The organism is Nocardia sp. IFM 10818 (assembly GCF_054655275.1).
Map to the genome: position 1 here is coordinate 5,480,186 of NZ_BAAHJH010000001.1, position 20,250 is coordinate 5,500,435.

A 20,250-nucleotide genomic window follows, 5' to 3' on the forward strand; every position below is an offset into this window, starting at 1 on the left:
CTGTTTCGCTGACGGTCGAATGACCGCGCCGCCGCGTATTGCGCGGCCGGTCATAGCTTTATCGAAAGAAGGGGAGAATTTCGTGTCCATCACCATCGACGAGGGGGGCGCCGTGCCCGAGACCGCGACCCGGTTGGCCGCCGCGGCGACCCGGTTCCCGGCGGGCACCGAGCTCGAATACGGCTTCGGCGAGCAGGGCCTGCCGCCGACCCCGCCGACCACGGTCGGCGTCATCGAGGGCATTGCCACCGGCTCGCCGGAGCAGCTCTTCGAACAGGACGACGCCGCCGAGCGGGTGGCCCGGCGGTTCGCCGATCCGGCGCAGCAGGAACGCATCCGGCGGGTCTTCCAGAAGACCCGGATCGGCACCCGCCACCTGGCGGTCGATCCGCTGCAGCCGGAGTTCGAGGCATTCAGCAGCAAGCCCGCCACCATCCGGGAACGGATGAACATGTACTACGACTACGCGGCCCCGCTCGCGGTCGACGTGGCCGCGCGGGCGCTGGCCGACGCCGATGCCGCGGCGTCGGAGATCGGGCTACTGGTGTTCGTCACCAGCACCGGCTTCATCGCCCCCGGCGTGGACGTCGCCATTGTCAAGCAGCTCGGCCTGCCGAAGTCGGTCGGCCGGGTGGTCGTGAACTTCATGGGCTGCGCGGCCGCCATGAACGGCGTGCGCACCGCGGTGGACTACGTCCGCGCGAACCCGGACAAGAAGGCCATGGTGGTGTGCATCGAGGTCAGCTCGGTCAATGCCGCGTTCGGCGACGACATCATCGGCATCATCACCCACAGCCTGTTCGGTGACGGATGCGGTGCGCTGGTCATCGGCGCCTCCCAGGTGCAGCAGCCCCTGGAAGCCGGCAAGGTCGTGCTGCGCGATACCTTCAGCTACCTGTTCGACGGCGCGGAGGACGGCATCGTGCTCGGCGTCAACGACAACGGCATCACCTGCGAGCTGTCCGAGCACCTGCCGCAGTACATCTTCGACGGCGTCGATCCCGTCGTCTCGGATGTGCTGGACCGCAACGGACTACAGAAGTCCGATATCGATCTGTGGGCGATCCACCCGGGTGGCCCGAAGATCATCGAATCCTCCGCGGCCTCGCTCGGAATCACTCCGGACACCGCCGGTCCGAGCTGGGATATCCTTGCTCAGCACGGAAATATGCTCAGCGTCTCGCTGATCTTCGTGCTGGAGCAGATGATTCAGCGGGCCCAGACCAGCAAGCCCATCTCGACCGGTGTGGCGTTCTCCTTCGCGCCGGGCGTCACCCTCGAAGGCATGATCTTCGACATCGTTCGCCGGTAACGCGACGAACAGCCGTCTCAGAGAGCAGCAATCATGCAACTCATCCGATTTCTCATCTCCATCTCCTGGATGCGGATCGCGGCCGTCATCGCCGCGGGCCTGGTCTGCGGTGTGGCCAACACCTATCTGGTGACACTTATTCGGGGAGTGGTGTCACCGGAACCGCATCCAGCGGTCACCGTCCAGAGCTTCGCCGCGACGGTGGCGGTCATCCTGGTCAGTGGAGTGCTGTCGCAGGTGCTGCTCATCCGGCTCGCCCAGGATGCGATCTACCAGCTGCGCGCCCAGCTCAGCAATGGCATCGTCGCCGCTCCGCTGGAGCATCTGGAACGGCTGGGCATGCATCGTCTGATGGCGACGCTCACCGAGGATGTGCGGTCACTGTCGCAGGCCGTGACCGCCATCCCCAGCATCTGCATCGACGTCGCCACCATTGTGGGCTGCTTCGTGTACCTGTTCATGGTGGACGGCAAGGTGTTCGCGGTCACCGTGGCGGGCACCCTGCTCGGAATCGCTTCCGTGGAAGCGATTCTCAAGAAGGTGCGCAAGATCTACCAGCAGGCGCGCGAGAACGACGACGCCCTGCTGCGGTCGTTCACCTCGGTGACGCTGGGCATCAAGGAGCTCAAGCTGCATCGCGGGCGGCGCAAGGACTTCATGGACAAGCACCTGCTCGGCACCGCCGGGGAGCTGCGCGACCAGAATGTCGACGCCGGGTCGAAATTCTCGGTGGCGCAAGGGTTCGGGCAGCTGCTGCAGCTGGCCACCATGGGGCTCATCCTGTTCGTGCTGGCCAAGGCGTTCAGGCTGGACCGCGACACCATGTTCGGGTACATCCTGGTGACGACCTTCCTGGCCATGCCCATGCAGAACTTCATGCACCGGATCCCGGACCTGCTGCGCGGTGATGTGGCGCTGGCCAAGATCCGCTCCATGAGCCTGTCCATGGCGACACTGCACAACGAGGACGAGCTGCCCTATACCGAGCGGCCGATCGTGAGCCAGGCGCGGCTGGAGCTGTCGAATGTCGGCTACACCTATGTGGGCGAGGCGCCTTCGCAGGTTCCGCCGCCGCCGGGGTCCGAACCGCAGCCGGAAACGGGCGCACGCCGCCCCGGCCGGGGCGGACATACCGGCCCCGGACAGGGCGGACATCCGGGACCCGGTCCGGGCGCACCGGGCCGCGGCGGGCATCCGGGTCCGGGCCCGGGGGCTCCCGGTGCCGGGCACGGCGGGCATCCGGGTCCTGGGCCCGGTGCACCGGGCGGGCGGCACGGGGGGCATCCCGGTCCCGGACCGGGTGCACCGGGTGGTCATCCACGCCCCGGCGGGCCGGGCGGGCATCCCGGCGCGCGGCCGGATGTCAACGGCCACCGGTTCGTGAACCCGTTCTCCAGCAAGAGCATTCCGGTGCCGGTCAGCCATCCTCCGGCCGAGGATGTGGCGGGCTTCCATCTCGGCCCGCTCGATCTGACCTTCGAACCCGGGCAGGTCACGTTCATCGTCGGCGGCAACGGCAGTGGCAAATCCACTCTCGCCAAGCTGATCACGGGGTTGTACGTGCCCGAGACCGGGCATCTGACGCTGAACGGCGAGCAGATCGACCACGAGAACATCGAATGGTTCCGGCAGAACTCCTCGGCCATCTTCACCGATTTCCATCTCTTCGAGGACTACCTCGGCTTCGATCGCCCCGGCATCGACGACGAGGTGCGGCATTACCTCGAGGAGTTGCAGATCGCGCACAAGGTGACGGTCAAGGACGGGCGGCTGTCCACCATCAATCTGTCGCAGGGTCAGCGAAAGCGGTTGGCGCTGTTGACCGCTCTGCTCGAGGACCGGGCCATCTACCTGTTCGACGAGTGGGCGGCGGATCAGGAGCCCAAGTTCCGCGATGTGTTCTACCGGGAGATCCTGACCAAGCTGAAGCAGCGCGGGAAGACGGTCATCGTGATCACCCACGACGACCGGTACTTCGATCTCGCCGACCAGATCGTCAAGCTCGACTTCGGGCGCGTGGCGGAGGCCAAGCTGCTGGCGCAGCCGGTCGCGGAGTGAGAGAAGGGAATGGCCCCCACCCGACCGGTGGGGGCCATTCTCGTTGGCGGGGTGACGGGGTTCTCGCGCACGCCGCATCCCGCAGTGGCGCGGAGCACATGCGGGCCCGCTGATTACAGTCGTAAGGATGGGCAGTGAGACCTCTGCGGCGAAGCGGCTTCGACGAGAAGAACTGCGAGACTTTCTGCGTGCCAGGCGCGCGCGGATTTCCCCTGCTGACGTGGGATTGGTGAGTTCGGGCCAGCGCCGGACGCCGGGATTGCGGCGCGAGGAGGTCGCCCAGCTCGCCGGGGTCGGGGTGTCCTGGTACACCTGGCTCGAGCAGGGGCGCGATATCAATGTCTCCGCCGAGGTGCTGGAAGCCATCGGGCGGGCGCTGCAGCTGAACGAGACCGAGCGCGCGCATCTGTTCGTGCTCGCCGGGCTGAATCCCCCACGCAGCCACCAGATTCGGACGGCGCCGGTGAGTCCGGAACTACGGCGGCTGATCGACGGGTGGAATCCGCGGCCGGCGATCCTGCGGGACCGCTACTGGAATCTGCTCGCCTTCAATGACGCCACCCGGCTGGTCTTCGGCTACGACGACACCGACCACAACTGCCTGACCACCTTCTTCACCAATGCCCGCTACCGCGATATGCACACCGAGTGGGCGGAGATCGCCCCCGTCGTGGTCGCGGCCTACCGCGCCGACGTCGCCTACTCCCCCGCCGATCCGGAATTCCAGCGGGTGATCAGCGAACTCAGCAGCGCCAGTCGGGAATTCGCCGAACTGTGGGCCCGCCACGATGTCGCCGCGCCCACCCAGGGCACGAAGGCGGTCCGCCATCCGGAGGCCGGAGACCTGATCTTCGACAAGACCACACTCGCCCTGATCGACCAGCCCGACTGGCATCTGGAGTTCTACAACCCGCGACCGGGTACCGGCACCGAAGAACGCCTCGACGGACTGACCCGCAGCAGAGCCCTCGCATCGGCCTGAGGCACCCGAACCCTGGAATGACGGGGTGCGCGGCGCTGCCTGGTGGTGGCGGACCCATGTTGACTGCGCACTGTTTGCTCGATCCCCGGATCGGCAGGCTGATGCCATGACACAGAGCAACTCCCGCTTCACCGGCAAGATCGCCCTCATCACCGGCGGCACCAGCGGCATGGGCCTGGCCACCGCCCGCCGCCTGCTGGCCGAGGGCGCGCACGTGGTCATCACCGGCCGCGACAAGTCCCGCCTCGACGCCGCCGTCCAGGACCTCGCGGCCACCGCCCCCGATGCGGCGGACCGCATTCTCGCGGTGCCCGGCGACGTGGGCGACCGCGCCGACCGCGACGCCCTGATCGAGGCCATCCGTACCCGCCACGGCCGCTTGGACGTTGTCTTCGCCAATGCGGGCGTGGGCTCCTTCCAGCCGGTCGCCGCGGTCACCGAGGACGAGTTCGACCGGGTGATCGGCATCAACTTCAAGGGCGTCTACTTCACCATTCAGCAGGCCCTCCCGCTGCTGGCCGACGGCTCGGCCATTGTCATCAACGCCTCCTGGACCCTGCACCGCGGACTCACCGGCGCCACCGTCTACTCCGCCACCAAGGCCGCCGTGCACAATCTCGCGCACACCCTCGCCGCCGATCTCTCCTCCCGCCGGATCCGGGTGAACTCGGTCAGCCCCGGCTACATCGCCACGCCGATGTTCCACGACAACGTTTCCCCCGAGGCCCAGCCCGAGGTTCTCGCCAATGTGGCCGCCGCCCGCTTCGGCACGTCCGAGGACGTGGCCAATGCCGTGGCCTTCCTCGCCTCCGACGAAGCCTCCTACATCAACGGCCAAGACCTCATCATCGACGGCGGTCTGGTCTCCGCCATCCCGGCCCCCATGCTGTAGCGAATCGGACTCCCATGCTGTAGCGAATCGGACGATGCCCCGCACCGCAGCGGTGCGGGGCTCCGGGACCGCCGCGCTCGCGGAATGCGCTACCCGCCGCCTCCGCAGCCGCCACCCCCACCGCCACAGCCGCCACCGCCTCCGCCGCCATCACCGCCGCCCCCGCCACCGATATCCCAGCCACCGTCCCAGCCATCACCCACATGCCATCCGCCCCAGCCGGGTCCGCCCTCGTCACCCCATTTCTCGTCGTAATCCATCGAGCTGCAGGGCATATTTCCGGTACCCACGGTGATGCTGCCGGTCATCGCCAGTGCCACCAAACGCTTGAAACGCGATCGCGGCGTATTGAAGAAGCCTTCCGCCGGGCCGTCCTCGGATTCCTCCCCTTCGGGCTCGTCGCCCTCCGGCAGCGGAGCGTCCGCGCCCGCCCCGGCCTTCCTAACGGTATGGGCCGCAACGCTCTGCTGTGGCTCCTTCTCCCACCAATGATCCGGCTCTCCCCGCCACTCCTCGAGCAGCCGCTCCGTCTCCTGCCGCAAGGCGTTGAGCACCCGGCGACCGGCAACCGTCCGTTTCGGTTTCACCAGCAGATACAGCCCGGCCACGAGAACCGCCGCCAGCATCACGACTATCCAGACGTTCAGCGGATCGGTCACCAACCGGACCAGCACCGCGACCGGAAGCAGCAGTACCGCGATCACCTTGACCACGCGCCGCCGCCATTCCCCCGGAATCAGCCCCTCGGCGCGCAGCCGATCCCGCAGCGTCGTCAATTCCGCACGCGTGCGCCGTTTTCGAACCAGCGCCCGCAGCCGGGCGGGCGTGGTCAGGTCGGCGAAGACGGCCTGTTCGAGCTCATCGGCATCCGAGAGCGGCTCGGCTCCCGTCCGCTTGACCTTCGACTTCGGCCTGTTCGGCGCTACTACGCCATCGACATCCAGCGCGGTCACCGCCGTGACCAGCGCGCCGCGCGCGCCGGCGCGCAGGAATCCGATTTCGCTGGTGGACAATTGCCGATCGGCACGTGCGGTGAACGGCGGCATCCGAATCGCGACCGCGAGGAGCAGCAGTCCAAAGATCAACAACAGTAAGAGATTTCCCACCGAAAACACCCCCAGAGCTCACCGATGGTGATCCCAGTATGCGGCGGCGGCTCCCGGCGCGGCGAGCCACCAGTTCCGGTGGGCCCGAGGCGGATTACTCGCGGATCTCCAGTTCGGCCGCCACGATCACGCAATAGTTCAGCGGCAGGGTGGCCATGCCGATCGCGGTTCGGGCGTGCTGACCGATCTGCGGACCGAACACGTCCAGAATGAGATCCGAGAACCCGTTGATCACCGTGGTGGAGCCGGCGAAGCCGACATCGGCATTGACCATGCCCTGGACCATGAGCCACGCGGAGATTCGATCCAGATCACCCAGCGTGGATTGGAGATTCCCGAGCATGGCGATGGCGGCCGCACGGGCCGACTCGTAGGCGTGGTCCGGCGGGACCATGCTCGGAACTTTGCCGAAGGGGCCCGCCGGGCGGCCGTCCTCGCTCAGCGCCCCGTGCCCCGACACCAGGACGCGGGGACCGGAGACGCGAACCCAGGCGAAGGGCGTCACCACGCCCGGCGGGGGTTTGGGCGAGGGTGGAAGCTGGATGCCCAGCTCTGTCAGCCGCTTCGCGATGGTGCTCACTCCGCAAGTATGGCGGGTTCCCTATCGACGGCGAACCTCGTAGAAGAAGCATCCGTACTCCACGGCTCGCACGTGCACCAGAGCCACCTCCGGGTCCGAGAACGCGTCGGTGAGAGCGCGATCGACGTCTTCGTCGGACAACTCGGAGTCCTCCAGGAGCCGGCCGCCCAGAATCCGGCCGTCGGTGGAATACCGCCGCAGCACCCGCCGCGCATTCAGCAGCGGATAGCCGTCCTGCTCGGGAACAGCACAGTCATCGGCGTGAATGAACGCCGGACCCTGCTCGTCGTACGCGCCCGGCGCCGCACCGGTTTCGGCGGCCCAGCGCCGCAGCGGCGCATAGGAGACGAGGGCGATGCGGTCTCCGGGCTCACTGCGACGCAGGCAGCATCGCAGTGGGGCGCCGCCCTCGTCATCGGTGAACGCGGCCATCGGACGCCCCGCGTCGTCCGTGATGCGAAGTTCCTTCAGGGCCTCGGGGCCGATGGGAAGCGCGGTGTAGGTTGTCATGTCTCCAGCCTGGCCCGCCGGTGATCAACTCACCGGCGGGAATCAGACCTCGCCCACGAGCCTCAGCGCAGCGCCGCCGCCTTGCGACGAGCGGCCGACGCCTTCTTCACCGCGGCTGCCTGCTCCGGATTCTTCGGAGCGGCGGCCTTCTTGGCCGGAGCCTTCTTGGCGGCGGCCTTCTTGGGCTTGGCCGGGGCCGGGGCGGCGAGGACTTCCTTGAGGAACTGCCCGGTATAGCTTTCCGCCACGGCCGCAACGTCTTCCGGCGTGCCCTGGGCAATGACGGTGCCGCCGCCGGAGCCGCCTTCCGGGCCCATGTCGATGACCCAGTCGGAGGTCTTGATGACGTCCAGGTTGTGCTCGATGACGATGACCGAATTGCCCTTGTCGACAAGACCGTTGATGACCGTCAGCAGCTTGCGAATGTCCTCGAAGTGCAGGCCGGTGGTGGGCTCGTCGAGGATGTAGACGGTGCGGCCGGTGGAGCGCTTCTGCAGTTCCGCGGCCAGCTTCACGCGCTGGGCCTCGCCGCCGGACAGGGTGGGGGCGGACTGGCCGAGGCGCACATAGCCGAGGCCGACATCCACCAGGGTCTTGAGGTACCGGTGGATGGAGGTGACCGGTTCGAAGAACTCGGCCGCCTCCTCGATCGGCATATCGAGAACTTCGGCGATGGTCTTGCCCTTGTAGTGGACTTCCAGGGTTTCCCGGTTGTAGCGCGCGCCGTGGCAGACCTCGCACGGGACGTACACATCGGGCAGGAAGTTCATTTCGATCTTCAGGGTGCCGTCACCGGAGCACGCCTCGCAGCGGCCGCCCTTCACATTGAAGGAGAAGCGGCCGGGCTGGTAGCCGCGCACCTTCGCCTCGGTGGTGGCGGCGAAGAGCGTGCGGATCTTGTCGAAGACGCCGGTGTAGGTGGCCGGATTCGAGCGCGGGGTGCGGCCGATGGGCGACTGGTCGACCTGCACCAGCTTGTCCAGGTGGTCGAGACCGTTGACGCGGGTGTGGCGGCCGGGCACCTGGCGCGCGCCGTTCAGCTTATTGGCGAGCACGGTGGCCAGAATGTCGTTGACCAGGGTGGACTTGCCCGAGCCCGAGACGCCGGTAATCGCGGTGAGCACGCCGAGCGGGAAGTTCACATCGATGTTCTTCAGGTTGTGCTCGATCGCGCCCACCACCGTGAGCTGCTTCTTCTTGTCGATCGGGCGGCGCACCAACGGCACCTCGATGGTCTGGCGGCCGGAAAGGTATGCGCCCGTGAGGGAATGCTTGTCCTCCAGCAGACCCGGGTACGGGCCGGAGTAGACCACCTGGCCGCCGTGCTCACCGGCGAGCGGGCCGATGTCGACCACCCAGTCCGAGGAGTGGATGGTGTCCTCGTCGTGCTCGACGACGATCAGCGTATTGCCGAGATTCTTGAGGCGCGTGAGGGTTTCGATCAACCGGCGATTGTCGCGCTGGTGCAGGCCGATGGACGGCTCGTCCAGCACGTACAGCACGCCGACCAGGCCGGAACCGATCTGGGTGGCCAGGCGGATGCGCTGCGCCTCACCGCCGGAGAGCGTGCCCGCGGCCCGCGACAGCGTCAGGTATTCCAGGCCGACATCGAGCAGGAAGCCCAGCCGGGCCTGAATCTCCTTGACCACCTGGGCCGCGATGGCCGCCTGCCGGTCGTCGAGATCGAGGCTGTTGAGGAACTTGGCGGCCTCGCCGATGGACAGGTCCGACAGCTCGGCAATGGACTTGTGGCCGTCGATCGAGGCCAGGGTGACGGCCAGGATCTCCGGGCGCAGGCGGGCGCCGTTGCAGACGGGGCACGGGATATCCCGCATGTACCCGTCGTAGTGCTCCTTCATCGCCTCCGATTCGGTGTTGTCCATGCGCCGCTGCAGGAACGGCATGACACCCTCGAAATCGGCATAGTACGAACGCTTCCGGCCGTACCGGTTGGTATAGGAGACGTGCACCTGCTCGGAACTGCCCTCCAGCACCGCTTTGCGGGCCTTGAGCGGAAGGTTCTGCCAGGGCGTGTCCATGGAGAAGCCCATGGCATCGGCCAGACCCGACAGCAGCCGGGTGAAGTATTCGGCGGTCTGCCCGCGCGACCACGGCGCGATGGCGCCCTCGGCCAGGCTCAGCTCCGGATCCGGCACCACCAGATCGGGATCGACCTCCTTGCGGATGCCGAGACCGGTGCAGTCGGGGCAGGCGCCGTAGGGCGAGTTGAAGGAGAACGACCGGGGCTCCAGGTCCTCGATATCGAGCGGGTGACCGTTCGGGCAGGCCAGGCGCTCGGAGAAGCGGCGCTCCCGATCGTGGGCGTGCTCGTCGCGATCCACGAAGTCCAGCACCACGATGCCGTCGGCCAGCCGCAGCGCGGTCTCGATCGAATCCGTCAGGCGCTGTTTGGAACTCGGCTTCACGGCGAGCCGGTCGATGACCACCTCGACATCGTGCTTCTCCTGCTTCTTCAGCTTCGGCGGATCGGTGAGCGGATACACCACGCCGTCCACCCGCACGCGCGAGTAGCCCTGCGAGTTCAGCTGATCGAACAGGTCGACGAATTCGCCCTTGCGGGTGCGCACCACGGGCGCGAGCACCTGGAAGCGGATGCCCTCCTCCATGGCCAGCACCTGGTCCACGATCTGCTGCGGGGTCTGCTTCTCGATGAGATGCCCGCAGACCGGGCAGTGCGGGGTGCCCGCGCGCGCGAACAGCAGGCGCAGATAGTCGTACACCTCGGTGATGGTGCCCACCGTGGACCGGGGATTCCGGTTGGTCGACTTCTGGTCGATGGACACCGCCGGCGACAGGCCCTCGATGAAATCCACATCCGGCTTGTCCATCTGCCCGAGGAATTGCCGCGCGTATGCCGACAGCGATTCCACATAGCGGCGCTGTCCCTCGGCGAAGATGGTGTCGAATGCGAGCGAGGACTTGCCGGACCCGGACAACCCGGTGAACACGATGAGACTGTCGCGGGGTAGGTCGAGATCGACTCCCTTGAGATTGTGCTCCCGCGCACCACGCACCGTCAGGCGATCCGCCACAGGCCGTCCTTCCAACGTTTCGGCATCCAGAGTTACCCCCGACGCCATGCTAGGCGGACCCACCGACAAGTTTGCCCACGCATGTTGAAACGCTGGTCACAGTGGATTCGGAATACGAATCAGCCTAGTTTCTCGACCACCTCGAGCGCACCCGGCATTGCCGATCCGGCCGGAATCCGCCGCACGCACGAGGCGCTGATGGCCCGCGGCGCCAGCCCGCGATCGCGCGCCCGATCCTCGGTCCCGGCCGCCTTCACCAGTGCCAGGTCGCCATCGAAGCGGCGGTACAGCAACCGCCCGCGGCGGCTGTCCGGATCCGTATAGAACAGATACGGCATTCCGCCCAGGCACAATCGCGCGGCCGCCTCGTCCTCGCGCAGCACCGGTACGCCGTCCCGATGCTGGCGCACCGTCCGCACGCCGCGCGGTCCGGTCCAGCACACCACCGCATCCGCTCCGGACTCCGCATCGGTGAACAGATGCGCGTCGTAATCCATCGCATCCAGGACCCGGGTCGCCGCAGCCGCATTCACCACCTGCAACTGGCAGTCCTTGCGCCGCACGATCGGCCGCGGCTCCCCCGCCGTCGCCAATGACGGGCGCGACGGATCCGGCCAGGGCCGCGACAACTCCTCGGGCGGGCAGTCCAATCGCAGATCGAGGCGCTCCAGCGCGAAGGTCACCGCGAACCGCCCCGGCCCGGCGACCTGCACCCGGTACGCCTTCCCTTGCGCCCGGATCGCCACCTGAACCAGGGTCGTCACATCCTCGGAACCGGGCCGGTGCAATCGCGCCCGCACCGGCCCGTCCACCCCGTGGCGACGCAGTATCCTGCCGAGCCCGCGCACCACGCGGGTCACCTCGGCCGGTGGGACGGGTCCGCTGGTGGTCACCACGAAATCCGGATCGATTCCACTCGACCACACATCGAACGCGCCCATGCCGACCCCACTTTCCCGTTTCCGACCCGGCAACCGTGTCCTATCGCAACATGCCGTGGACCCTTCCGGACAGGGCCGAAGGTCCCGATCCGGACCACTTTCTTGGAAAATGATCCGCTAAAAGGTTGCAAGAAGGTTGGCACACCCGACGACACCCACGGATCGGTTCGGTTCACTCGTATCGAGCAGTCGGCAACTGTTCCGCGCGTAGACTTCTCGACGCAGTGTGCGCATCCGCCGGACAGCAGGACAACCATGTACGACGCCCACCGCCATGGCCCCTACTCGGTTCGTGAAACGCTGTCGCAACTGCGATTACGCGAATTGCTCACCGAGGTCAAGGACCGCGTGGAGCAGATCATCGACGCCCGCGATCGGATCGACGGGTTGGTCGAGGCCTTGCTCGCCGTCACCTCCGGACTCGACCTGGATCAAACCCTGCGCACCATCGTGCGCGCCGCCGTCGGCCTGGTCGACGCCCGCTACGGCGCACTCGGCGTGCGCGGCCACGACCGTCAGCTCATCCAATTCGTGTATCACGGCATCGACGAGCAGACCCGCGTGCTCATCGGAGATCTGCCCGAGGGGCACGGCGTGCTGGGACTGCTGCTGGTCCAGCCGCAGCCGATCCGGCTCGACGATCTCGCGCGGCATCCGGCATCGGTCGGCTTCCCGCCCGGGCATCCGCCCATGCGCTCCTTCCTCGGCGTGCCGGTGCGCATTCGCGGCGAGGTGTTCGGAAACCTGTATCTCACCGAGAAATCCGGCGGGCACCCCTTCACCGAGGACGACGAGGTGCTCATGCAGGCGCTCGCGGCCGCCGCCGGCATCGCCGTCGACAATGCGCGGCTGTACGAATCGGCGCGCACCCGGCAGGCGTGGATCGAGGCCACCCGCGATATCGCCACCGAATTCCTGGCCGACACCGATCCCAATCAGGTGCTGGCGCACGTGGTCGAGCATGCGCGGGAGCTCACCGGGTCCCAGCGGGCGCTGCTGGCCGTGGTGCCGGATCCGGAATCGCTGCCCGGGGAGATCACCGAACTCGTTGTGGCGCAATGGTCCGGGCCCGGGCACGAACACCGCGGCAATACCGTGCAGACCACCGGGACCGCCGTCGGCGAGGCTCTGCTCACCCGCACGCCGCTGCGCTTCGACGATGCCGAACAGGTGGATCTCGGCAAGACGATCGACGGCATCGGGCCGGCGCTGGTGCTGCCGCTGCACACGCCCGACTCCACGCTGGGCGTGCTGATCACCGTGCGCTCCGCCGAATCCGCGCCCTACACCGATGAGCTGATGGAGCTCATCGCGGCGTTCACCGATCAGGCGGCGCTGGCCATGCAGCTGGCGGTGGCGCAGCGGCGCATGCGCGAGCTCGACATCCTCACCGATCGCGATCGCATCGCGCGCGATCTGCACGATCACGTCATCCAGCGGCTGTTCGCCATCGGCCTCTCACTGCAGGGCACGGTGCCGCGCGCCCGGGTACCCGAAGTGCGGCAACGACTTTCCGACGCCATCAACGACCTCCAGGATGTCGTCGAGGAGATCCGCACCTCCATCTTCGACCTGCACGGCGGCAACGGGCACAGCACCCGGCTGCGCCAGCGCATCGAGCGCGCCGTCAAACAGCAGACCGCCAACACCGACATCCGGGCCCTCATGCACATCACCGGCCCCCTGTCCGTGGTCGAGCCCGGCCTCGCCGATCACGCGGAAGCCGTTGTGCGAGAAGCGGTCAGCAATGCGGTCCGTCATTCCGGAGGCGACACCGTGACCATCGACATCGGCGTGGCCGACGACCTCACCATCATCGTGGCCGACAACGGCTGCGGCATCCCCGACGACATCACCCCCAGCGGACTGACCAACCTCGCCCACCGCGCCGAACAATCCGGCGGCCGCCTCGCCGTCTACCCCCGCCGCGACCCCGCTGGGGAGGAACAGGGCACCAAACTGCACTGGAGCGTGCCGCTCCACTGAACTCTCGTCGGCGACTCTCGGGGGGATTCGCCCCCCGAACCCCTTGCTCAGCCGACCGGTCCCAAGACGACTGCGGAGTTGTGGCCGCCCATGCCGAGGGAGGTTTTCAGGGTGAGGCCGTCGGAGCCGGGGACCACGCCGTCGACGAGGCGGGCGTGGGCGGGGGCGACGATGGGGGCGGAGACCACTACGCCGCGTTCGTAGCCCAGGGCTATGGCGGCCACTTCCACACCGGCGGCGGCGCCTTGGCAGTGGCCGGTGAGGGGTTTGGTGGCGCAGACGAGGGGTTGGTCGTCGAACATCTTTGCCAGGAGGGCGGTTTCGGCGTCGTCGCATTGCCTGGTGCCGGAGCCGTGGGCGTTGAGGTAGGCGATTTCCTCGGGGCGGACGTCGGCGCTGGCCAGGGCTCGGCGGACACAGTCGAAGATCTGCTGGTGGGAGGGGTCGACGGAGACCACGTGGTAGCCGTCGTTGGACATGGCGCCGCCGAGCATGGCGGCGTAGGGGCGTTCGGCATTGCGGCTCATCACGAATGCGGTGGAGGCCTCGCCCATGCTGAAGCCGCGGCTGCCCTCCTGGAACGGGCGGCAGGCGGAGAGGGGTTCGGCATCGGTGACAGCGGCGCCCAGCTCGACGAAGTGCTCGACCATGTCGGCGGTGGCGGACAGGTCGGTGGCGACCACGATCACGTCGTCGGCGAAACCCTGTGCCAGCCACAGCTGTGCGGTGATCAGGGCGACATTGGCGGAGGAGCAGGCCGCCGACACGTTCATGGACGGGCCGTGAAAACCGAACTCCTGCATGAGCATCGACACCGGAGTGGACGGGAGCAGGCGCATGTAGTCGCGGGAGCGGCGGCGGCCGTGGTCGACGAGGTAGAAGTCGCGCCATTCGTATACATCGCCCAGCACGATGGCATGCAGAAGACCGACCGTTCGCCCTGGTTTCCAGCCGCGCGCATGCGCGTCGGCGATCGCCTCGCGCACCGATTCGTGTGCGGCGCGGGCATACCGGCTCGGCCCGATTTCCGGATCGCCACCTTCCGGCACGCGGGCTACCCAACCGTGCCGATCGCGTTCCGGCCCGTACCCTGGAAAGAGCCGGGCGGCCGGCTTGCCGCTCAGCAAACCCTCCCAGAGGGTCTCGCGGCCCCAGCCGTACCCGGTGACGGCACCGATACCGACGATGGTCATATGATCTTGATGCTGGTCTGCGGTATTCGGGATGGGGTTGGTGCCAGGCATTTGCATCGCTCCTTTCAGAGCCGGTGCCTGTAATGATCACCAATCGCAGCTCGATGATGTGCGGAACTGTGATTGATTCAATACGGTCGGCGCGGTGACCCAGCAACCATGCCGATACCACAATGGTGCCGTGCTCCAGCGACGTGTTACAACGACGATCAGGGGGTGCTTTAGGTGGTTGGTAACGATCGGGCAACTGCGCCGACCGATGCCGAACAGCTGGACCAACTCGCCCAGCGATACCGGTCTCTGGTCGAGTACAGCCCCGACGGCATCGTGGTGCACGAGCGCGGCACCGTCGTCTACGCCAACCCGGCCACCGTCAGACTGCTGAACGCGGAATCCGCCGACCAGATCGTCGGCCGGCCCATCACCGAGTTCGTGGACCCGGCCTCGGTCGCCCCGATGCTGGAACGCATCCGCCGGCTCACCATCGCCGGCACCGCCTCCGAACCCGCCGAGATGACCCTGCTGCGGGTGGGCGGCGGGACCGTGGACGTCGAAACCGTCTCCGTACTCACCCGCTGGCACGAACACCTGGCCTATCAAGTGGTCCTGCACGACCTCACCCCGCAGCGCCTGGCCGAGGCCGCCCAGGCGCGGGCCGAGCAGTTCTTCACCACCGTCGTCTCCCAGCTGGAGGAGGGCGTGGTGGTCATCGACCGGCACGGGCGGATCGAATCGGCCAATCCCGCCGCCCGGCGCATCTTCGGATACGACGCCGACGACCTGATCGGCACCCATATCGAGAACATTCCGCTGAACCTGCTCGACGCCAATGCCCAGCCCATGCCGCCGTCCTGGTATCCGGTCATCCGCACCCTCGCGACCGGTGAGACGGTGACGCGGTTCGTGTTCGGCGTGGACCGGCCCGACGGGCAGCGCCGCTGGCTGTCGGCATCGAGCCGGCTGCTCAATCCCGACGATCCGGATTCACCGGCGGTCTCCTCGTTCAATGACATCACCGAATTCCGGGCCAGCCGAAGGCAATTGGAGTACCAGGCGACCCACGATCCGCTCACCGGGCTGGCCAATCGCGCGCTGGTGCTCTCGCGGCTCGCGGCGGCGCTGGGCACCACCGAGAACCTGCCGGTGTCCTCGGTGCTGTTCATCGACCTGGACGGGTTCAAGGCCATCAACGACACGCTCGGGCACGCCATCGGCGACACCGTGCTGCAGATCGTGGCGCAGCGGCTGCAGCGCGGGCTGCGCTCCGACGACATCGTGGGCCGCATCGGCGGCGACGAATTCCTGGTGCTGCTGTCCGGCCGCACGCTGGGCGAGGATCTGGACGATCTGGTCACCCGGCTGCGGCAGACCATGGCCGAGCCCATCATCGCGCGCGGGCACCGCATCCAGGTCAATGCCTCCATTGGCATCACCCCGCTGCATGCGGGCGATTCGCGCACCCCGGAGGCCGTGCTGCACGACGCCGACCTGGCCATGTACCGCGCCAAGCCGGCGAATCACCAGAACGGGACGCTCGGCCGCCGCAGCGACAGCACGCACGCCTCATGAGCTGCTGATACGGCGAAGCCGGCCAAGGCGAACTAGACTCGACAACTCTGTTCTCGATGGTTCGCACGCCGTGCTGGCGCGCCGGTGTGGTGACAAGGAGTTCCGCTTTGCCCGACCTCACAGAGGAGCGTTCTGTGCCCGCGTCCGATCCCGCTGCCGCGGCGGACGTGGAGCGGGAGCAGCAGCATCTGGACCGGCTGTACACCCAGCTCGACGGAATGCGCGAGTACGCGCAGCGCCGCCTGCGCACCGTCCTGCTGGAGACCGGCGGCACCCCGCAGGCCCGCAGTGAGCGCGAATCCTTCACCCAGCTGTATTCCGAGGACCTCGCCAAATACGACGCCGCCGAGCACGGCCTGTGCTTCGGGCGCATCGACCTCGCCGAGAACGGGGACGGGCCGGCCGAGAACGGCAGCGGACCGGCCGAGGGCGAACGCCGCTACATCGGGCGCATCGGCATTCTCGACGAGGCGCGCGACTACGAGACCCTGCTGCTGGACTGGCGGGCGCCGCTGGCCCGGCCGTTCTACCTGGCCACCACCGCCGCGCCCGACGGCGTGACGCTGCGGCGGCACATTCGCTCGCGCAATCGCAAGGTGACGGCGCTCAATGACGAATACCTGGATCTGGAGGCGGCCCGCCGCGCCGGGGTGATCAATGGCGACGGCGGCGTCGGCAGTGAGAGCGCGCTGCTGGCGGCGCTCAATGCCGCGCGCACCGGGCACATGAACGACATCGTCGAAACCATTCAGAGCGAACAGGATGCGATCATTCGCTCCGAGCACAAGAGCGTGCTCGTGGTGCAGGGCGGGCCCGGCACCGGCAAGACCGCGGTGGCGCTGCATCGCGCCGCATACCTGCTCTACACCTACCGGCAGCAGCTGGACAAGGCCGGTGTGCTCATCATCGGCCCGAACTCCACCTTCCTCGACTACATCGGGCAGGTGCTGCCGTCGCTGGGCGAGACCGGCGTGCTGCTCTCGACCATCGGCAACCTGTATCCGGGAGTGCAAGCGACACTGGAGGATTCGCTGCGCGCCGGAGAGCTCAAGGGTTCGCTCGACATGCTCGACGTGCTCAAGAAGGCGGTGCGCGACTGGCAGGAGGTGCCCAAGGAGCCGGTGCGGCTGCACTTCGACGGGCACGACCTCACGCTGGATCGCAAGATCGTCACCAAGGCCCGCGGCCGCGCCCGGTCCTCGCGTCGCCCGCACAACCTGGCCCGGCCCGTCTTCGCCGCGGCCGTGGTGGACGCGCTCACCGATCAGCTGGCCGAGGCCATCGGCGCCAACCCGCTGGGCGGCCGGAACCTGTTGAGCCAGACCGATCTCACCGAGATCCGCGATGAAATGCGCGCCGACGCCGATATTCAGCGCGCCATCGCAGGGCTGTGGCCGATTCTCACGCCGCAGGACGTGCTCGGCGGGTTGTGGGCCGATCCCAAGCGATTGGCCACTGCCGCAGGGCATCTCAGCGAGGCCGATCGCGCCGAGTTGCAGCGCCCCGACAGCAACGAGTTCAGCGACGCCGACGCGCCGCTGCTCGACGAACTCGCCGAACTGCTCGGCGTGGACGACACCGAGGAACGCGAACGCGCCCGCCGCCGCTGGCGCGCCCAGCTGGCCGAGGCCCAGGACGCCCTCGACATCCTCACCGGCTCGGCCCCGCAGGACCTCGAGGACGATCTCGACCCGGAACTGCTCATGGCCTACGACCTCATCGACGCCGGCCAGCTCGCCGAGCGCCAGCAGGTCCGCACCAGCCAGACCACCGCCGAACGCGCCGCCGGCGACCGCACCTGGACCTACGGGCACGTCATCGTCGATGAGGCCCAGGAACTTTCGGAAATGGCGTGGCGAATGGTGATGCGCCGCATCCCCAACCGCTGGATCACGGCCGTGGGGGACGTCGCCCAAACCGGCGACCCGGCCGGCGCCGCCTCCTGGCAGCAGGTCCTCGAACCCTATGTGGCCAAGCGCTGGAAGCTCACCGAGCTCACGGTCAACTACCGCACCCCCGCCGAAATCATGGCCATTGCCGCGGACGTCCTCGCCGAAATCGATCCGAGCGCGGCCATCCCCCGCTCGGTCCGCGACTCCGGCTTCACTCCCCGGGCCCACCGCGTGACGATCGATGCCCTCGACGCCGAGGTAGGACGTCTCGTCGCCGCCGAGGCCGCCCACCCCGGCACCACCGCTGTCATCGCCCCCCACGATGTAGCCGCCAAACTGGCCCACCTGACCGACGACTCGACCCGGGTCCTCACCGTCCACGACGTCAAGGGCCTGGAATTCGACGCCGTGATCCTCGTCGAACCCCATCAGATCCTCACCGAATCCCCCCGCGGCCTCAACGACCTCTACGTAGCTCTCACCCGAGCCACCCAACGCCTGACCGTGGCTCACACCGAGGACCTCCCGGCGGTCCTGCACCGCCTGAACTGAATTGTGGGGGCTCCGCCCCCACACCCCCTGGGGGAAGAAAGGGGCGGGGGCAAAGCCCCCGAACCCCCTTCTGGGACACGCCCGCCCGACCCGACGGCACGCCCCCGCCCGACCGCGCGGCCCCGCCCGACGGCACGCCCCCGCCCGACCGCGCGGCCCGGCCCGACAGCACGCCCCCGCCCGACCGCACGGCCCGGCCCGCGGCATGACCCCCGCCCGACGGCACGCCCCGGCCCGCGGCATGACCCCGCCCGACGGCACGACCCTGCCCGGCTCTGGCCCTGCCTGGCAGCACGGCCCGCCCCGAGGGCACAGCCTGTTCACCAATAGCGAGGTGGCCGTGCCCATATGGGCACGGCCACCTCTTCGTCTTTGGGGGTTTACCCCCACGCTCTTTCTCCCTTGCGCGTCAGCGCACGGTGTGCACGATCAGGACGTCCGAGCGGGACTTGCGGGCTACGTCGGAGGGCACGGAGCCGAGCAGGCGGCCGGCGAGGGTGTTGAGGCCGCGGTTGCCGACGACGAGGAGGTCGGCTTCGAGCTCCTTGAGCAGGCCGAGCAGGGATTCGACGGGCTCGCCGACGACGGCCTTCTCGACGACGTTGACGGCGCCGGCGGCGATGGCCTTGTCGCGCGCCACGCGCAGGATCTCGCTGGTGGGAGCGGAGCCGCGCACCTGGTAGGCCTCGTCCTTGAGCACGTCGGCGGCGGCGGCCACATCGCGGTCGTCGGTGGGGTAGTACGCGCAGGCGATGTACAGCGTGGCGCCCTCGTCGCCGGCCAGAGCCGCGGCCCGCTCGACGGCGACGTACGACGAGTCCGAGCCATCGGTACCGACGACGATCGTCCGGTAGGCGGTCATTCTCTCCTCCAAGTACAAGGGTCGGGGCCGGGGCGGCTGGCCGCGCCCTGGCGAGCACAGCATGTTGGGGTTACCGCCGCGGCAACTCCGCCTGACAATAGCGGCATAAGCGGCGGAAATTTTCGATATCGCAACACATCACACTTACGTGGCGCGCCCGTTGTGACGCACATTCCACCGAGGGTCGGGAAAACAGCCTTGGCTACCAGCCAATTCGCGGGCGAAACGCGAATCTGTCCGAAAACGTTAACCCTATTGCGCCCCTGGGATTTTCATCACAGGGGCGCACTATCGGGTCAGAGGCTGAAAAGCGGCCCGGTGATGGTCAATCCGAGATCGCCGCCGACGTAGGCGAAGAAGGCGAACAGCATGAGCGCGGCGCCGGCCAGCGACACGTCCTTGTTGAACGAGATCATCTCGGTCTGCTTGGCCTGCGGATCGGTTTCCTTCCAGAAGTTGTGCATCAGGAAGGCGGTCGGCAACAGGAAGACCACCAGCAGCAGCGCGCCGAGGTCGGCCCACACCCCGAGCAGCACGCTCAGCCCGCCGAGCAGCAACAGCACACCGGAGCCCAGCACCGACAGTTTGGCCGCCGGGATGCCCTTGAACTGGGCATACTGCGCCATCGCGTCGGTCTGTGTGAGGTGCCCCAGCGCCGAGGCGAGAAAGATCACGGAGAACAGCACCCGTCCGATCAATACCACTACATCCATGGCCCGCTCCTTGTCTCGTTCACTTGCCATTGGGTGACACGGCAACCAA

The 20,250-nt window shown here is 67.8% G+C and carries 15 protein-coding genes; 7 read left to right on the top strand and 8 right to left on the bottom strand.

Going from position 1 to position 20,250, the window contains the following annotated elements; genetic code table 11:
• The first annotated feature begins 133 nt into the window (after nucleotides 1–133).
• The 4 genes from ACYQ5L_RS25465 to ACYQ5L_RS25480 all read left to right on the top strand — a co-directional run bounded on the left by ACYQ5L_RS25465 (nucleotide 134) and on the right by ACYQ5L_RS25480 (nucleotide 5,244).
• Nucleotides 134–1,312 (top strand): type III polyketide synthase, encoded by a 1,179-nt coding sequence (locus ACYQ5L_RS25465; protein WP_459963535.1) that lies wholly within the window; start codon nucleotides 134–136, stop codon nucleotides 1,310–1,312.
• A gap of 33 nt (nucleotides 1,313–1,345) precedes the next feature.
• Nucleotides 1,346–3,370 carry an ATP-binding cassette domain-containing protein gene (locus ACYQ5L_RS25470; RefSeq protein WP_459960812.1) on the top strand — a complete coding sequence of 675 codons (2,025 nt, stop codon included), beginning with the start codon at nucleotides 1,346–1,348 and terminating at the stop codon, nucleotides 3,368–3,370.
• Between the two features lie 127 nt (nucleotides 3,371–3,497).
• Nucleotides 3,498–4,352 (top strand): helix-turn-helix transcriptional regulator, encoded by an 855-nt coding sequence (locus ACYQ5L_RS25475; protein ID WP_459960813.1) that lies wholly within the window; start codon nucleotides 3,498–3,500, stop codon nucleotides 4,350–4,352.
• A gap of 106 nt (nucleotides 4,353–4,458) precedes the next feature.
• Complete coding sequence (locus ACYQ5L_RS25480) at nucleotides 4,459–5,244, top strand: SDR family NAD(P)-dependent oxidoreductase (RefSeq protein WP_459960814.1); 786 nt, start codon at nucleotides 4,459–4,461, stop codon at nucleotides 5,242–5,244.
• Between the two features lie 89 nt (nucleotides 5,245–5,333).
• Here ACYQ5L_RS25480 and ACYQ5L_RS25485 read toward each other — a convergent pair whose 3' ends face one another.
• From ACYQ5L_RS25485 to ACYQ5L_RS25505, 5 genes are all read right to left on the bottom strand, one after another.
• The gene (locus ACYQ5L_RS25485; RefSeq protein ID WP_459960815.1) at nucleotides 5,334–6,332 is read right to left on the bottom strand and encodes a TIGR04222 domain-containing membrane protein; all 999 of its coding nucleotides are present in this window, start codon (nucleotides 6,330–6,332) and stop codon (nucleotides 5,334–5,336) included.
• 112 nt (nucleotides 6,333–6,444) lie between these two features.
• Entirely contained in the window at nucleotides 6,445–6,930 is a 486-nt protein-coding gene (locus ACYQ5L_RS25490; protein ID WP_459960816.1) for a RidA family protein, read from the bottom strand.
• 21 nt (nucleotides 6,931–6,951) lie between these two features.
• Entirely contained in the window at nucleotides 6,952–7,440 is a 489-nt protein-coding gene (locus ACYQ5L_RS25495; protein WP_459960817.1) for a DUF1203 domain-containing protein, read from the bottom strand.
• Nucleotides 7,441–7,502: 62 nt separating this feature from the next.
• Nucleotides 7,503–10,493 (bottom strand): excinuclease ABC subunit UvrA, encoded by a 2,991-nt coding sequence (uvrA, locus tag ACYQ5L_RS25500; RefSeq protein ID WP_459960818.1) that lies wholly within the window; start codon nucleotides 10,491–10,493, stop codon nucleotides 7,503–7,505.
• Between the two features lie 119 nt (nucleotides 10,494–10,612).
• A complete protein-coding gene (locus tag ACYQ5L_RS25505) occupies nucleotides 10,613–11,434 on the bottom strand; it encodes a sigma 54 modulation/S30EA ribosomal C-terminal domain-containing protein (protein ID WP_459960819.1) in 822 nt (273 codons plus the stop codon).
• A 255-nt stretch (nucleotides 11,435–11,689) separates the two neighbouring features.
• Between ACYQ5L_RS25505 and ACYQ5L_RS25510 the strand changes: the two genes are divergently transcribed.
• Nucleotides 11,690–13,420 carry a sensor histidine kinase gene (locus tag ACYQ5L_RS25510; RefSeq protein WP_459960820.1) on the top strand — a complete coding sequence of 577 codons (1,731 nt, stop codon included), beginning with the start codon at nucleotides 11,690–11,692 and terminating at the stop codon, nucleotides 13,418–13,420.
• Nucleotides 13,421–13,467: 47 nt separating this feature from the next.
• Here ACYQ5L_RS25510 and ACYQ5L_RS25515 read toward each other — a convergent pair whose 3' ends face one another.
• Nucleotides 13,468–14,664: a beta-ketoacyl synthase N-terminal-like domain-containing protein gene (locus ACYQ5L_RS25515; protein ID WP_459960821.1), complete on the bottom strand. Its 1,197-nt coding sequence runs from the start codon at nucleotides 14,662–14,664 to the stop codon at nucleotides 13,468–13,470.
• A 174-nt stretch (nucleotides 14,665–14,838) separates the two neighbouring features.
• On the opposite strand from ACYQ5L_RS25515, the gene ACYQ5L_RS25520 reads away from it, so the two are divergent.
• A complete protein-coding gene (locus tag ACYQ5L_RS25520) occupies nucleotides 14,839–16,182 on the top strand; it encodes a diguanylate cyclase domain-containing protein (RefSeq protein WP_459960822.1) in 1,344 nt (447 codons plus the stop codon).
• Between the two features lie 134 nt (nucleotides 16,183–16,316).
• Nucleotides 16,317–18,626 (top strand): HelD family protein, encoded by a 2,310-nt coding sequence (locus ACYQ5L_RS25525; RefSeq protein WP_459960823.1) that lies wholly within the window; start codon nucleotides 16,317–16,319, stop codon nucleotides 18,624–18,626.
• Between the two features lie 409 nt (nucleotides 18,627–19,035).
• Here the strand turns inward: ACYQ5L_RS25525 and ACYQ5L_RS25530 are convergent, their stop codons facing one another.
• Both ACYQ5L_RS25530 and ACYQ5L_RS25535 read right to left on the bottom strand, forming a co-directional pair.
• Entirely contained in the window at nucleotides 19,036–19,488 is a 453-nt protein-coding gene (locus tag ACYQ5L_RS25530; protein WP_459963536.1) for a universal stress protein, read from the bottom strand.
• A gap of 296 nt (nucleotides 19,489–19,784) precedes the next feature.
• The gene (locus ACYQ5L_RS25535; RefSeq protein ID WP_459960824.1) at nucleotides 19,785–20,201 is read right to left on the bottom strand and encodes a DoxX family protein; all 417 of its coding nucleotides are present in this window, start codon (nucleotides 20,199–20,201) and stop codon (nucleotides 19,785–19,787) included.
• Between the last annotated feature and the right edge of the window lie 49 nt (nucleotides 20,202–20,250).

Bases quoted from the DNA above. Each gene is read 5' to 3' on its own strand.
- ACYQ5L_RS25495 (WP_459960817.1), bottom strand. From the start codon at position 7,440: ATGACAACCTACACCGCGCTTCCCATCGGCCCCGAGGCCCTGAAGGAA.
- ACYQ5L_RS25535 (WP_459960824.1), bottom strand. From the start codon at position 20,201: ATGGATGTAGTGGTATTGATCGGACGGGTGCTGTTCTCCGTGATCTTT.
- ACYQ5L_RS25505 (WP_459960819.1), bottom strand. From the start codon at position 11,434: ATGGGCGCGTTCGATGTGTGGTCGAGTGGAATCGATCCGGATTTCGTG.
- ACYQ5L_RS25480 (WP_459960814.1), top strand. From the start codon at position 4,459: ATGACACAGAGCAACTCCCGCTTCACCGGCAAGATCGCCCTCATCACC.
- ACYQ5L_RS25510 (WP_459960820.1), top strand. From the start codon at position 11,690: ATGTACGACGCCCACCGCCATGGCCCCTACTCGGTTCGTGAAACGCTG.
- ACYQ5L_RS25515 (WP_459960821.1), bottom strand. From the start codon at position 14,664: ATGCCTGGCACCAACCCCATCCCGAATACCGCAGACCAGCATCAAGAT.
- ACYQ5L_RS25470 (WP_459960812.1), top strand. From the start codon at position 1,346: ATGCAACTCATCCGATTTCTCATCTCCATCTCCTGGATGCGGATCGCG.
- ACYQ5L_RS25530 (WP_459963536.1), bottom strand. From the start codon at position 19,488: ATGACCGCCTACCGGACGATCGTCGTCGGTACCGATGGCTCGGACTCG.
- ACYQ5L_RS25475 (WP_459960813.1), top strand. From the start codon at position 3,498: ATGGGCAGTGAGACCTCTGCGGCGAAGCGGCTTCGACGAGAAGAACTG.